Annotated in this window: 13 protein-coding genes and 1 riboswitch; of the genes, 10 read left to right on the plus strand and 3 right to left on the minus strand. The window is 35.0% G+C overall.

Features of this window, described 5'->3' with window-relative positions; translation table 11 throughout:
- Window positions 1-47 precede the first annotated feature (47 nt).
- Entirely contained in the window at window positions 48-938 is an 891-nt protein-coding gene (locus ACJRPK_RS05715; protein WP_407138906.1) for a hypothetical protein, read from the minus strand.
- Between the two features lie 236 nt (window positions 939-1,174).
- Here ACJRPK_RS05715 and ACJRPK_RS05720 point away from each other — a divergent pair, with 236 nt between their 5' ends.
- The gene (locus ACJRPK_RS05720) at window positions 1,175-1,543 is read left to right on the plus strand and encodes a DoxX family protein (protein WP_407138907.1); all 369 of its coding nucleotides are present in this window, start codon (window positions 1,175-1,177) and stop codon (window positions 1,541-1,543) included.
- Here the strand turns inward: ACJRPK_RS05720 and ACJRPK_RS05725 are convergent.
- Window positions 1,540-1,824 carry a hypothetical protein gene (locus tag ACJRPK_RS05725; protein WP_407138908.1) on the minus strand — a complete coding sequence of 95 codons (285 nt, stop codon included), beginning with the start codon at window positions 1,822-1,824 and terminating at the stop codon, window positions 1,540-1,542. The two genes, ACJRPK_RS05720 and ACJRPK_RS05725, sit on opposite strands and share 4 nt — an antisense overlap.
- A gap of 359 nt (window positions 1,825-2,183) precedes the next feature.
- On the opposite strand from ACJRPK_RS05725, the gene ACJRPK_RS05730 reads away from it, so the two are divergent.
- The 5 genes from ACJRPK_RS05730 to ACJRPK_RS05750 all read left to right on the plus strand — a co-directional run bounded on the left by ACJRPK_RS05730 (window position 2,184) and on the right by ACJRPK_RS05750 (window position 6,924).
- Entirely contained in the window at window positions 2,184-3,290 is a 1,107-nt protein-coding gene (locus tag ACJRPK_RS05730) for a trypsin-like serine peptidase (RefSeq protein WP_407138910.1), read from the plus strand.
- A 56-nt stretch (window positions 3,291-3,346) separates the two neighbouring features.
- Window positions 3,347-3,607 carry a hypothetical protein gene (locus ACJRPK_RS05735; RefSeq protein WP_407138911.1) on the plus strand — a complete coding sequence of 87 codons (261 nt, stop codon included), beginning with the start codon at window positions 3,347-3,349 and terminating at the stop codon, window positions 3,605-3,607.
- A 65-nt stretch (window positions 3,608-3,672) separates the two neighbouring features.
- On the plus strand, window positions 3,673-3,885 hold the full coding sequence (locus ACJRPK_RS05740; protein WP_407138913.1) for a hypothetical protein: 213 nt from the start codon (window positions 3,673-3,675) through the stop codon (window positions 3,883-3,885).
- 237 nt (window positions 3,886-4,122) lie between these two features.
- Entirely contained in the window at window positions 4,123-5,172 is a 1,050-nt protein-coding gene (locus ACJRPK_RS05745; RefSeq protein WP_148783324.1) for an NAD(P)-dependent alcohol dehydrogenase, read from the plus strand.
- A gap of 354 nt (window positions 5,173-5,526) precedes the next feature.
- A complete protein-coding gene (locus ACJRPK_RS05750) occupies window positions 5,527-6,924 on the plus strand; it encodes an NAD-dependent succinate-semialdehyde dehydrogenase (RefSeq protein ID WP_407138915.1) in 1,398 nt (465 codons plus the stop codon).
- Between the two features lie 71 nt (window positions 6,925-6,995).
- On the opposite strand, the gene ACJRPK_RS05755 is transcribed toward ACJRPK_RS05750, so the two are convergent.
- A complete protein-coding gene (locus tag ACJRPK_RS05755; RefSeq protein WP_407138916.1) occupies window positions 6,996-8,291 on the minus strand; it encodes a Na+/H+ antiporter NhaC family protein in 1,296 nt (431 codons plus the stop codon).
- Between the two features lie 51 nt (window positions 8,292-8,342).
- Window positions 8,343-8,439, minus strand: a riboswitch (SAM-I-IV-variant riboswitch).
- Window positions 8,440-8,702: 263 nt separating this feature from the next.
- Between ACJRPK_RS05755 and ACJRPK_RS05760 the strand changes: the two genes are divergently transcribed.
- The 4 genes from ACJRPK_RS05760 (at window position 8,703) to lpxD (ending at window position 13,110) form a co-directional block, all read left to right on the plus strand.
- A complete protein-coding gene (locus tag ACJRPK_RS05760; protein WP_407138917.1) occupies window positions 8,703-9,152 on the plus strand; it encodes a KTSC domain-containing protein in 450 nt (149 codons plus the stop codon).
- A gap of 70 nt (window positions 9,153-9,222) precedes the next feature.
- Window positions 9,223-10,569: a DEAD/DEAH box helicase gene (locus ACJRPK_RS05765; RefSeq protein ID WP_407138918.1), complete on the plus strand. Its 1,347-nt coding sequence runs from the start codon at window positions 9,223-9,225 to the stop codon at window positions 10,567-10,569.
- 16 nt (window positions 10,570-10,585) lie between these two features.
- On the plus strand, window positions 10,586-11,896 hold the full coding sequence (locus ACJRPK_RS05770) for a DEAD/DEAH box helicase (protein WP_407138919.1): 1,311 nt from the start codon (window positions 10,586-10,588) through the stop codon (window positions 11,894-11,896).
- 221 nt (window positions 11,897-12,117) lie between these two features.
- The gene (gene lpxD, locus ACJRPK_RS05775) at window positions 12,118-13,110 is read left to right on the plus strand and encodes a UDP-3-O-(3-hydroxymyristoyl)glucosamine N-acyltransferase (protein WP_407138920.1); all 993 of its coding nucleotides are present in this window, start codon (window positions 12,118-12,120) and stop codon (window positions 13,108-13,110) included.
- The last annotated feature ends 20 nt before the right edge of the window (window positions 13,111-13,130 follow it).

The raw sequence follows: 13,130 nt of genomic DNA on the forward strand, positions 1-13,130 counted from the left end.
TATCGTATATGTTTAGCGGAGGTTATAACGACTTCCGCTTTTTTTATTTAAAATAATTCAATTACTTTAAAATTCTGCATTGCAATTTTTGTTGTGACTTGTTTCACATCTTTAACGAGCATTTTGGTGATTTGCTCATCATTTTTGTTGAGTAGAGTCATTTCCATCATATAACCGATTTTTTCATGAGTCAACCTATCGAATGTCACATTATTTTTAAGTAGTTTATTAAGTCCACTTAGGTAGTCATTGTAGTTAAATGTCACTTCTGGAGCAAACCAAGCTAACATTTTTGAGGCCTCAGCGTTGATAACATATTCAAAACATAAATAACCATTGATCTCTCTTTCTTTCCCAGTTTTAGTAATAGCGAATCTATCATCCTTGTTTTCTTGTTTTTTAGATTTTATCAGGACATTTTCCATCCAGGATAGCGATTGTATTTGTGCTGTATTTTGTTTTGTATCCAGAAGAATGAGTGCCTTATTATCAAAATCTGTTATCATAGCCGTATTACTTTCTTCGAAGTCGTTCAAAACTTCCATCTTCCCATAGTGTTGAGTGAATAGCATTGGTTTACTTTTCTTCTTTTTTAAATCTGTAATCTCAATGATGACTTTTGTCGTAAATAAATAGGTATTCTTGATGGTCGGTTTTTCTGCATTGATGATATTGTTTAATATGGTTTGTTGGCCGGATTTGCTGGTGTTCTCATTTATTGAGTCATCATTTCCTGGGGAAGATTTTTTGTTCTTCTTGTTTTCAAAATTATATAGACTATCAATGGCTTGGTTAATGCTATGTTCTGCCTTTTCTTCCGTCTTCTGCTCGAGAGTTCCTTTAACTTTTTTGACTAACCTTTTTAAAATCTGAGCTTCTCCGTTAGATGTTCCAATAATCAAAAAGAAGAAAACTGTAATAAATATGGACCTTTTCATTTTTCTAGTTTTATAATATACATTTCTAATGCTAATTAAAAACAATAAATGTCTCTGAACCAGGGGTGAAAAACTGTAAATCAACCGGAAAAAACTCCTTTAACACTATATGAATTTTCCTAATTTGTTTAGTTCTTCAATAAAAACACAAGTAATTTTAACGGACTCTTAGGATCTGTAATATCAAATTCTTCAAATTATATGACTAATTTGCATGCAACTAAATAGCTAATATCATGGATTATGTTCTTCTAGCACTGAAACTTATAGTATCATTGAGTATTTTAAATGTTTGGCTTATTCAGTATAATAAGCCAACGCGATGGAGAGGAGGAGATGCTAAAACGATTGTACAAGAATTTCATGTATATGGTCTACCTACGTGGTTCTGTTATCTGATAGGTATTTTAAAAGTAGGATTAGCAATTTTATTACTACTATCAATATGGTATATTCAACTTGCGCAACCTTCCGCTTTGGGGTTATCGGTTTTACTTATTGGGTCTATAATCATGCATTTAAAAATTAAAGATCCTTTATATAAATCATTACCGGCCTTTGTTTTTTTATGTTTAAGTTTAATAATCGCATTTTATCCTTTTTAAACATTCATCACTTCAGCCAACTCAAAATATTTATAACATAGATAAATATTTAAGATACAAAAGAATAAGGCTGGGGTAGATTGTGCAAACGTATCTTTTATTTTTAGTCTTACTCCGAAGCCAAGTAACATTAACAATGATAGACCTCCTGCAGCGATTGATGCTAACAAAGGAAAATTGTAATACCATGAAATCCCTAACACCAATCCTCCAAATATCTGAAGAATTCCTGTAACCACTCGGTAGGGGGCCAAACCGAATCTAATAAATTCCAACTTCATAGAAGCTGAGGCTATGCAAGTAATTCCGTAGAAAATAAAAGCTATTGAATTAAAAATTGTTAAGCTATTTAGGATTGTCATAATTGGCAGTCTGTAAGATAGTATTTCTTCACAACGAATATACCTTAAATCTTAGGTAAACTTAGTACGACTACTTAAATGATTCGTTTATTTAAGTTTTAAATTTTCTGAATAAAGGATTTTCCCTGTTTTTATCCCATAATTACCCCCTCAATAAATAGGTTTTTAAACATACCAATTACCGTTAATAAACTATTGATATTCAATTCGTTAATTTATAAGTTAGTTTTTTTGAAATGAGAAGTAACAAATAAGTTGAACAATTAAAATAGTTGATTATGAAAAGTAATGGAACTACTCATAGTGCAGTATACGATGAAGCTGTATATGAAGAATCCTATGATGGAGTAGAAAATTTTTCTGATGATGCGTATAGTGATATACAAACTGACGAAAACGAGGAAGCGAGTGCTACTGATTATCAAGAAGTAAGCAATGAATCAGATACCATACACACAGAAGATGTTGATAGTGAGGATTCCTTTGAAGGCGGTGATACCTCGGATAACGAAGAAGCTACGTTAGAAGCTACTCAAAGTAATGAGACTTTAGAGCAAATAAGTGGGTATGATTATTCTGTAACCGAATTAGAGCAGGAAAACGATCAAGCACTTCAGGAAACAAAACCTCTGGACGCATATTACGCGAGCTATGGTGATCCCGATATGGTAGCACTTATGCGAACAGAAAGCGGACAGAAAATGCTAGAGGAAGTCGTTATTGGGAAGGATGACCGTAAACGAATCACTCAAACTAAAAAGTATCCTTGGCGTACCATTTGTTCTTTACGAATTACAGCAAAAGACGGTACGAATTGGATAGGCACAGGATTTTTAATTGGTCCACGGACCGTAATAACTGCGGGCCATGTGGTGTATATGCATAATCATGGTGGTTGGGCTAAGAAAATAGAAGTCATTCCCGGTAGAAATGGATCCAGTAAGCCCTTTGGTTCCTGTTCATCCAGTCATCTGCATTCGGTAAAGGGTTGGACAAAGAGTAAAAAGAGAATTATGGATTACGGTGCCATAATACTGCCCAAAAACTGCAAGTATGGTAAGCAACTGGGCTATTTTGGATATGCAAATTATAGCTTTGCAAGTTTACTGGGTCTGAAGGTAAATCTATCGGGATATCCTGGAGACAAACCTAGTGGGACACAATGGTGGCACTGCAGAAAAATAAAATTTGTTACTCCGCGAACACTAGTCTATAATATTGATAGTGCAGGAGGACAAAGCGGCTCGCCTGTTTGGAAGTATAAAAATGGAAAGCGTTATGTGGTAGGTATTCACACAAATGGTTCTTCTTTAGGCAACTCTGCCACTCGGATCACATCTCCTGTTTTTAAAAATCTAAAAAACTGGAAGAATAAGTATAAATAATAAGGAAAGAAAGAGTTGCACTACGTAACTCTTTATTTATTAGTAGCATTTTTATTATGCAAATATTGCGAGGAACTATAATGGAACAAGGTTCTCATAAACCTGTATTCGAAGCTATCATACTATTGAATAAAGAAGATTCTTATTCCAAGGATATAGCACAGGTAAGTAATTCTAAAGGACATTTTAAATACCATAACCTATCAATAGGCCACTATACGTTAGGTATTGTTCATGACAAATATAAAAAGAAAAAAATCTCTTTTTTTTATAATGGTGGTACTAAAGAGATTCAGATAATTCTTGAAAAGAAGTGAATATAACCATGAATTAATTTTTTTTTGTAATTTTAGATATGTTAAATTCTTAAAACCAAATTATTATGAAAAATTCGCTAACAAGTATTAAAGGATTAAAAATTTTAGACAAAAAAACGCAATCCATACTAAAAGGTGGATTGCAACAAGCCAATCGTTGCCCAAGAGGTTGCTATGATTACTATTTTCTAGATGCTGATGGAAGTCGATGCGCCGTTCCAAATAATAATGGAGGTGTTTGTTACGGAACCGTGCAAAATGATCAGTGTTGTATTTAAACTTTAGTTTTAAGCTTTTTGAAATTTAAACTACGCATTTAAAATCATCTTTTGGCAATGTAGCATATCCTACTCGTCTAAAGATGATTTTTCATTTATACCTTCTAAGCAAATCATTTATGTCTTTAAAATCTTTTTGTTCTTGACTTAGGTTAGGAAGGGTGTTAAACTTACATTAAAGTAAGAATAATCCCTTGGTTCATCGAAGAATTCAGCTAATTTGAATCAAAAAATATTATGAGCACAATTAAAGCCTACGGGGCAGATACAAAGGACAGCGATCTTAAGTCAATGACTATAGAGCGTAGAGAAACTAAAAAAAATGATGTCAAAATAAAAATTACGTATTGTGGAGTATGCCACAGCGATATTCACACGGTTCAAAATGATTGGGGTAATTCTAAATACCCTGTAGTACCAGGGCACGAAATTATAGGTCGTGTTGAAGAAGTTGGCTCCGATGTGAAGAATTTTAAGGAAGGAGATCTTGTGGGTGTCGGTTGCATGGTAGACTCATGTCAGGATTGTAGTGCATGTAATGATGATCTTGAACAATTCTGCGAAGAAGGGATGGTTGGTACGTATAATGGAAAAGACAAACATTTGGGCGGTCATACCTATGGAGGCTATTCCGAAATGATAGTGGTCGATGAAAAATTCGTATTAAGTATTCCTGACAATTTAGATGAAAAAGCAGTCGCTCCCTTATTATGTGCAGGAATTACTACATATTCACCTTTAAATCACTGGAAAGTCAAAAAAGGTGACAAAGTAGGTGTAATTGGTCTTGGAGGCTTAGGACATATGGGAATCAAATTTGCACATGCGTTAGGAGCTAAGGTGGTAATGATTACCACATCTCCGGGTAAAGAAAAAGATGCCAAACGTTTAGGTGCAGACGAAGTGTTGATTTCTAAAAATGATGAGGACATGAAAAAACATGCCAATTCGTTTGATTTTCTATTAAATACAGTACCTGTCAAACATGATATCAACCCATATTTACAATTATTAAAGAGAGATTCAACTATGGTGATGGTAGGTGCTATAGAACCATTGGAACCTATGCACGGCGGTAGTTTAGTGATGGGAAGAAAACGTGTAGCAGGATCTCTAATTGGCGGAATTAAAGAAACTCAAGAAATGTTGGATTTCTGTGGCAAGCATAACATTACCAGTGATATCGAAGTAATTGACATAGATACTATCAATACTGCTTACGACAGAGTTAAAAACTCAGATGTGAAATATCGTTTTGTAATAGATATGGAATCACTTAAAAATTAAAATATATCAAAATATACTTAAAAACATTATTTGTTAATTAATGTATATTTTGTTATTCTGAAAAAGCACTCTTACGGAGTGCTTTTTTGATTTTTATGACTCATCAATTGTTCAATGATCAAAGAAGATTGCAATCAGTCGTAGCTTCAAAATTATTGCACTGAATGAACAATATATAACGTCTCGTTAAAGATAAGATAAGCTTTCTTAATTTCTATTTTAATGCCTTAGTATTTCTTATTTTAGAGTGCCTAAGTAGAAATCATCTATTTACTAATATTTTATACACATACTTACAAAACACACTATTAATATGATCCTTTTTTAAAGGATATAAACTAAAAAAAAAATACAATGGAAAGTGAAACAATGACTAAAGGGTTTGCAACAATTAACCCATCAACAGAACAAGAAATAGCAAATTATAATTACATGACAGATGAGGAGGTGGAGAATGCTATCCAAAATTGTCATGAAGCCTTCTTAGACTGGCGTCATGAATCCTTAGAAAAAAGAGGAGAAATTATAAAAAAAATTGGGGAAGGACTAAAGAAACACCGCTCAGAGTTTGCAGAACTCATGACTCAAGAAATGGGTAAGTTGATAAAACAAGGCGGACAAGAAATAGATTTGTGTGCGGCTATTTGTGATTATACTGCTGAGCAAGGTGCCAAAGAGCTTAAGGATGATATGAGAGAATTGCCGGATGGTGGTAAAGGTATTGTGTCGTATGCTCCAATTGGAGTTATTTACGGAATTCAACCGTGGAATTTCCCGGCCTATCAAGCAGTTCGTTATACTATAGCTAATCTAATGGCAGGTAATGGTGTACTACTGAAACATGCCGCTAATGTGACAGGATCAGGCTTATTGCTTCAAAAAATTTATGAAGAAGCAGGGTTACCAAAAGATCTGTTCACCGTGTTGATAATTGATCATGATCAATCAGATAAAGTTATAGAAAATAAATTAGTACGCGGGGTGACATTGACCGGTAGTGATGGAGCAGGTAAAATTATTGGCGAAAAAGCAGGTAAAGCACTTAAAAAAACAGTTTTAGAATTAGGAAGTAATGATGCCTATATAGTTTTAGACGATGCTGATGTGGAGCTCGCTGCCAAAACGTGTGTAAATGGTAGAATATATAATAATGGTGAAACGTGTGTTGCTGCAAAACGATTTATTGTAGTTGATAAGGTTTATGAAGAATTCAAAAACGCATTTGTGGACAGAATGAAACAAGTGAAAGCTGGAGATCCTACCAGTGATACATCTGATCTTGGACCAATGGCACGCAAAGATTTATTAGAAAAATTACATGATCAGGTGCAAGAAAGTATTGAAAATGGGGCAGAAGTATTGACAGGAGGAAAGCCCCAGGATGGAAAAGGATATTATTATCCTGCAACCGTATTGGGTAATGTCAAACCGGGGCAACCGGCTTATGATGATGAATTGTTTGGACCTGTGGCATCCTTAATTCATGCAAAAGATAATGAAGATGCGATGCGAATTGCCAATGATAGCCGTTATGGACTTGGTGGCGGAATTTTCTCTAAGGATGAGGAAAAGGCAATTAATTTGGCCAAAAATCATTTTGATACTGGTATGGTCTTCATTAATTCGTTTGGTTTAGCACAGCCTAATATGCCTTTTGGTGGTGTAAAGGATTCAGGATATGGCCGTGAGCATGGTGGCTTTGGAATTAAAGAATTCACAAACGCAAAAGCTGTAATGGTATTAAATAAATAATACTACAAAATGGTAGACAAACTAAAATCCACATCATATTTTAATGGTGTGGATTTTAATTTAGATAACCTTTATTTTTTCCTGTTTCTCAAATATATCCAACTTATCGTAAATACAAAAAGCAATAGCAAATACCATGTATTAGCAATCAAATCTATGTAATCAATAGAACCTTTGGCAAAACTTAATATCATTAATACTTGAGCCCCATAAGGTAGTAATCCTTGCACAATACACGCAAAAATGTCCAGAATTGATGCGGTTTGTTTGTTATCCAGACAATACTCATCATTAATTTTTTTTGCTATTGGTCCAGTGATAATAATAGATACTGTGTTATTCGCAATTGCAGAATTAACCGTACCGACTAATGTTGCAATTCCGAACTGAGCAGTTCTTTTATTTTTAATAAAACTATCTACTTTCTCTAAAATATAAGTTATGCCTCCGTTGAGTGTCACCAAGGCTGCTAGTCCTCCTGTAAGCATAGATAATAAGAAAATTTCTGTCATACTGGTAAAGCCTTGATAACTAATTTTGGTAAACTCAAGAATGGTAAAATCTTGATATACAAGTCCTATAAGACCAGTGATAACTATACCTAATAAGAGAACAACAAACACATTAATTCCAATAACGGATAGCAGGATTACTACCAGATAAGGTATGATTTTTATGAAAGAATATGATTCTCCTGTAATCACAGACGTTGTGTTAACAGATAACCCTTTAAAAAATAAAATCGTAATAGTAATAATAGCTGCAGGTAATGCTATCTTAATATTTTCTTTGAACTTATCACTCATTTTACAGCCCAAGGACTGCGTTGCTGCAATCGTTGTATCGGATATAACGGATAAATTATCTCCAAACATCGAACCCCCAAGCAAGGATCCACATAGTATCGGTAATGAAACCCCGCTTTTGTCAGCGATCCCAACAACAATTGGAGCGAGTGCCACAATAGCTCCTACAGATGTCCCGGTAGAAATAGAAAGAAAGGAGGCTATGATAAAAACACCTAAATAGATGTATTCGATTGCAATATAATTGAGTCCCATATTCACTATATCATCCACACTTCCTGTAGCTTTTGTTACTGTAGCAAAGGCACCTGCAAGCAAATAAATAATACACATAGTCATTATTTTAGAATCCCCACATCCTTTTAAGAAGGCCGCTACTTTAGTATCTATACTTTGTTTAAAGAGGAAAAACGCTACAATTATTCCCAAACAAACTGCAATGGGGGAGGGTAATGCATAAAAATCATTTTGATAAATACCTACTCCGAGAAAAGTGAAAACAAAAACGAATAATGGAAGTAACGCTTTAAAGTTACCAGACTGGCTAACAGATTGTGTCATTAAATTAGTTTTAAAGAAAACAAAAGGAGATAAGACACAGAGAGAGAAGATGCAGTTAACATTTTTTCCAATCAAATTGGCTTATCGATAGTAGCACCTTGCTCGTTATTGCAGGTTGCTATCTCTTTTGAGATTCTTGATAATTAAGCCGCGAAAATATGAAATTATTTGCTAGTACATAGCAGAAAGTAAGAAATATATAGTGATAAAAGCAGTACGTGTTTGTATCTGTTTGACATAAAGAGTTTTGTGATAATAACGATATCATGTCTATGTTTTTGATGAATTCAAATGAATAGGGTGCTAGCAAATTTTTGCAAATTTTTACTTTTATTCACCATTCATTGCTAAAAACAAGCAGCTTACCATAAAAAAAGTGTAGTTTCGCGCCTGCAATAAAAATGCCTGGTTATGAAGCGAATAAAAGAATACAAAAAGTTGTTTACTGTTGAAAAGGAAATTAATTTAAAAGATCTTAAAAAAACCTATAGAAATCTAGTAAAAGAGTGGCATCCTGACAAATTTCAAGAAGGAGATCCTCAAAAGGAGATGGCAGAATTAAAAAGCCGTCAAATCATTGATGGATATCACTTTTTAGTAAGCATTGCTCCAGAAACGATAGCTGCTAACCTGGACGCCTATAAAGTTACAACTACTGCTTCCGGTATTGCTGATTACCAGCATAAAGGTATGGTGTTAGAAATTACATTTTTGGACGGAACAACTTACGAGTATTTTGGCGTAACCAAATCGATATACATCAAAATGATAAACTCTGATAAGCTTTACCGTTTTGCTAAACGAAATATTTTCAATTCCTATCTCTATAGAAAATCAAAAAAAACGCTTCAGGAAGCTTAATATAATCGTTTCTTACTTATATAATTAAGACTTTTTATCAAAGCTTATTTATTTTTCATACATTCAATTCATGTCAACACAATTTTCAGCCTTAGGTATAGCTTCGTCACTTCAAAAAAGTTTAACGGAGCAAAATATTACCATTCCGACAGATATTCAAAAACAAACCATCCCTATTCTTCTTAATCAAACAGAAGACTTTGTTGGATTGGCAAAAACCGGAACAGGTAAAACAGCAGCCTTTGGTTTACCTTTATTACAGCTAATTGATAAAGAAAATACTTCGATTCAAGCGGTCATAATTGCTCCGACACGTGAATTAGGACAGCAAATACATGCGAACCTTGAAGTTTTTGCCAAGTATTTGCCAGAAGTGTCTGTAATTTCAATTTGCGGAGGTACCCCCATCAAACCTCAAATCGAACGTCTAAAGCAGCCAACACATATTGTCGTAGCTACACCCGGTCGTTTGATTGATTTGATAAAAAGAAAAGCCATTTCCATCAGCAATGCCAATTATTTGGTTTTGGATGAAGCCGACGAAATGGTAACATCCTTAAAAGATGGACTGGATGAAATTGTAAAAGCGCTTCCAAATAAAAGAAGAACACTCCTTTTTACGGCAACGATGCCGGGAACGATCAAGCAGTTAATCCAAAATTACATGTCTAAACATGTTGTGCAAGTGGAATCTGATATGGAGACCACAGGTCATCAAGGGATTGATCATCAATATGTAGTTGTAGAACCCATTGAGAAGTTAGATGTTTTAATGCATTTTCTGACAATTCAGGGAGGGAAACGCGGAATCATTTTCTGTAAGACAAAGGCTGCGGTCAATAAACTAGCTAAAAACCTTGCAATAAACAAGTTTTCATCCGGTGCCTTGCACGGGAGTTTATCACAGCCGATTCGTGATCGCATTATGGATCAGTTTAGAGAAGGACATATTCAAATTTTGGTGGCAACAGATTTGGCTGCAAGAGGAATTGATGTAAAAGAAATCGAATATGTTGTAAACTATCATTTACCCGATGTATATGAAGTTTATGTACACCGTAGCGGTAGAACAGCAAGAGCAGGAGCCAAGGGATTTTCTCTAACAGTGATTCAGAAGGAAGAGGAACATGAAATTCAGGATTTTGAGGATGAGCTGGGTATTTCTTTTGTAAAATACAGTAAAGCAAAACCTGAGGATCTGGCAGAGAACAATGCACTGTTGTGGGCTAGGAAGGTGTTTAAAACAAAACCAAATAGAGAAATTTCCACTTCTTTGAAAGATGGAATCCACACTATTTTTCACCATTTAACCAAGGAAGAGTTAGTTGATAAAGTTTTAGCTAATTATTTAGAACAAAATGCTACCGTTTTACCTAATTTAGAGAAACAAAAGAGTAAAAAGAAGTCCAGACACTAGTCATCAAAATATAGTTATGTCCAATAGCAAAAGATCTCAAACCGATATTCTTCAAAAATTAAACATTCAGCAGTTAAACCCTATGCAAGAGGAGGCTACTGCTGTCATTAAAAAAACTGATAACGTAGTTTTATTGTCGCCTACGGGAACGGGTAAGACCTTGGCTTTTTTATTACCTACAATAGCTCTTTTAGACGAGGATTGTGAAGATGTTCAGGTCTTGATATTGGTTCCTTCCCGAGAACTTGCCATACAAATAGAACAAGTTGTTAGAGATATGGGATCCGGATATAAAGTAAATGCGGTGTATGGTGGACGATCCAGCTCCAAAGATAAAATTGAATTAAAACATGCTCCGGCGATTTTGATCGGTACGCCAGGTAGGGTAGCGGATCATTTAAGACAGGAACGTTTTTCTACTAAGCGTATAAAAACATTAATTTTAGACGAATTTGATAAATCTCTGGAGGTTGGCTTTGAAACCGAAATGAAACAGATTATCAAGGAATTACCTCATGTTTCTAAACGCATCTTGACCTCTGCAACACAGGGAGTGAGTATCCCCAATTTTGTCAAATTAGATAGTCCTAAGACTATCAATTATTTGGATGGATCAGTTTCCAAACTGACATTTAAAACTGTCATTTCTCCAACCAAAGATAAATTAGACAGTCTGTTGGCTATTTTAAACCATACAGGAAGTCAGCCGGGGATTATTTTTTGTAATTTTAAAGATAGTATTCAAGAGGTAAGTGCATTTTTAAAACGTAAAAATATCAATCATGGGACCTTTCATGGAGATATGGAACAAAAGGATAGAGAGCGATCCTTGATAAAATTTAGAAATGGAACGCATCAAATTCTTCTAGCTACGGATTTGGCAGCCCGAGGTATTGATATTCCAGAGCTCAAATACATCATTCACTATCAACTCCCATACTCGGCAGAAGAGTTTACACACCGTAATGGCCGCACTGCACGTGTCAATGCAAAAGGAACCGCTTTTATTTTGAAATGGGAAGAAGAAACATTGCGTGACTTTATTCCGGAAACGGAAATAGCGGATATTTCAAATCAAGCAGCTCGTAAACCACAGCATTGGCAGACCTTATTTATCTCGGGAGGAAGAAAGGATAAGATATCCAAAGGAGATATTGCCGGATTATTTTTTAAACAAGGTAATTTGACCAAAGATCAGTTGGGCGTTATTGAGCTCAAACAAGATTGTACCTTTGTTGCTGTACCTGTATCTATTGCAGACCGTGTGGTAACTGAATTAAATAATAGCAGACTTAAAAAAAAGAAAGTCAGAATTACTAAGATATAACTGTTTTCAAGTTAAAATTAGCTACATTTTTAAGAGAATTTGTTTTATTGAGATAATTGCGTTATTATGCGATGTATCTAATAGACGCTAAGCCTACTATAAAAGAGCGATCTTTTTAAAAGGTTTAGATTCTATATTAGAATTTACATCAAAGCAGGAAGTTTTATGAATTTTCATGCTAAATACCCTAAATCTATTAAAACGAACACTATCTCAAAAGAATGAAAGTATTTACAATTGAAGAAATCAACGCAATCGTTGGAGGAAAACTTATTGGCGCTACCAATCAACAAATTACAGGTCTTGAACAATTAAAAAACGCGAATAAAGATCAGATTACGTTTATAGGATCTCATAAATTTGCCAAATTATGGCCAGATTCCAAAGCATCTGCTGCTATCGTTAACGAATCCCTTACGGTTGAGGCAGATCCTAATCGTGCTCTGATACAAGTTAAAAATGCAGATTTGGCGATGGCTAAATTGTTAGAAGAATTCAAACCGAAAGCTCCCATATTTGAAGCCGATATTCACCCAGTAGCTACAGTGCATGAATCTGTTGTTTTAGGTAAAGGGTGTAAAATTGGAGCCGGATGCTACGTAGGCAAGGATGTTGTCTTGGGAGATGGCGTGATCTTATACCCAAATGTTTCCGTATTTGACGACTCTAAAATTGGTGATCATACGGTAGTTTGGTCCGGAACCGTGATACGTGAACGTTCCATCATCGGAAGTTACTGTATCTTTCATAATAACGTAAGCATTGGTGCCGATGGATTTGGATACCGACCTTGTGAAGATGGACGTGGTTTGGTAAAAATAGAACATATTGGAAATGTAGTGATAGGCAATGGTGTAGAAATCGGAGCTAATTCTTGTGTAGACAGAGCAAAATTCAGTTCTACAATAATAGGAGATGGCTGTAAAATTGATAACCTGGTGCAGATTGCTCATAACTGTATTTTAGGTCGTAGTTGCATCATGGCCGGACATAGTGGATTGGCAGGTTCTGTAACCCTGGGAGATGGTGTGGTTATTGGCGGAAGTGCTTCGATAAAAGATCACACAACCATTCACTCTGGTGCTACTGTAGGAGCAGGTTCCGGTGTGATGGGTGACGTTGCAGCCGGTGCTACAGTTCTTGGATATCCGGCTACAGAAGGTAGGAATATGCTAAAACAATGGGCAGCGTTGCGTAAATTGGTTAAATCCTAATACGATTAATATTTTATCTA

This window comes from Aquimarina sp. 2-A2 (genome assembly GCF_045505135.1).
Taxonomy (GTDB): domain Bacteria; phylum Bacteroidota; class Bacteroidia; order Flavobacteriales; family Flavobacteriaceae; genus Aquimarina; species Aquimarina intermedia.

Excerpts from the sequence above, each read along its gene's own strand:
- ACJRPK_RS05745 (WP_148783324.1), top strand. The coding sequence starts at position 4,123 with ATGAGCACAATTAAAGCCTACGGGGCAGATACAAAGGACAGCGATCTT.
- ACJRPK_RS05760 (WP_407138917.1), top strand. The coding sequence starts at position 8,703 with ATGAAGCGAATAAAAGAATACAAAAAGTTGTTTACTGTTGAAAAGGAA.
- ACJRPK_RS05740 (WP_407138913.1), top strand. The coding sequence starts at position 3,673 with ATGAAAAATTCGCTAACAAGTATTAAAGGATTAAAAATTTTAGACAAA.
- ACJRPK_RS05730 (WP_407138910.1), top strand. The coding sequence starts at position 2,184 with ATGAAAAGTAATGGAACTACTCATAGTGCAGTATACGATGAAGCTGTA.
- ACJRPK_RS05755 (WP_407138916.1), bottom strand. The coding sequence starts at position 8,291 with ATGACACAATCTGTTAGCCAGTCTGGTAACTTTAAAGCGTTACTTCCA.
- ACJRPK_RS05770 (WP_407138919.1), top strand. The coding sequence starts at position 10,586 with ATGTCCAATAGCAAAAGATCTCAAACCGATATTCTTCAAAAATTAAAC.
- ACJRPK_RS05720 (WP_407138907.1), top strand. The coding sequence starts at position 1,175 with ATGGATTATGTTCTTCTAGCACTGAAACTTATAGTATCATTGAGTATT.
- lpxD (WP_407138920.1), top strand. The coding sequence starts at position 12,118 with ATGAAAGTATTTACAATTGAAGAAATCAACGCAATCGTTGGAGGAAAA.
- ACJRPK_RS05725 (WP_407138908.1), bottom strand. The coding sequence starts at position 1,824 with ATGAAGTTGGAATTTATTAGATTCGGTTTGGCCCCCTACCGAGTGGTT.
- ACJRPK_RS05765 (WP_407138918.1), top strand. The coding sequence starts at position 9,223 with ATGTCAACACAATTTTCAGCCTTAGGTATAGCTTCGTCACTTCAAAAA.
- ACJRPK_RS05750 (WP_407138915.1), top strand. The coding sequence starts at position 5,527 with ATGGAAAGTGAAACAATGACTAAAGGGTTTGCAACAATTAACCCATCA.
- ACJRPK_RS05715 (WP_407138906.1), bottom strand. The coding sequence starts at position 938 with ATGAAAAGGTCCATATTTATTACAGTTTTCTTCTTTTTGATTATTGGA.
- ACJRPK_RS05735 (WP_407138911.1), top strand. The coding sequence starts at position 3,347 with ATGCAAATATTGCGAGGAACTATAATGGAACAAGGTTCTCATAAACCT.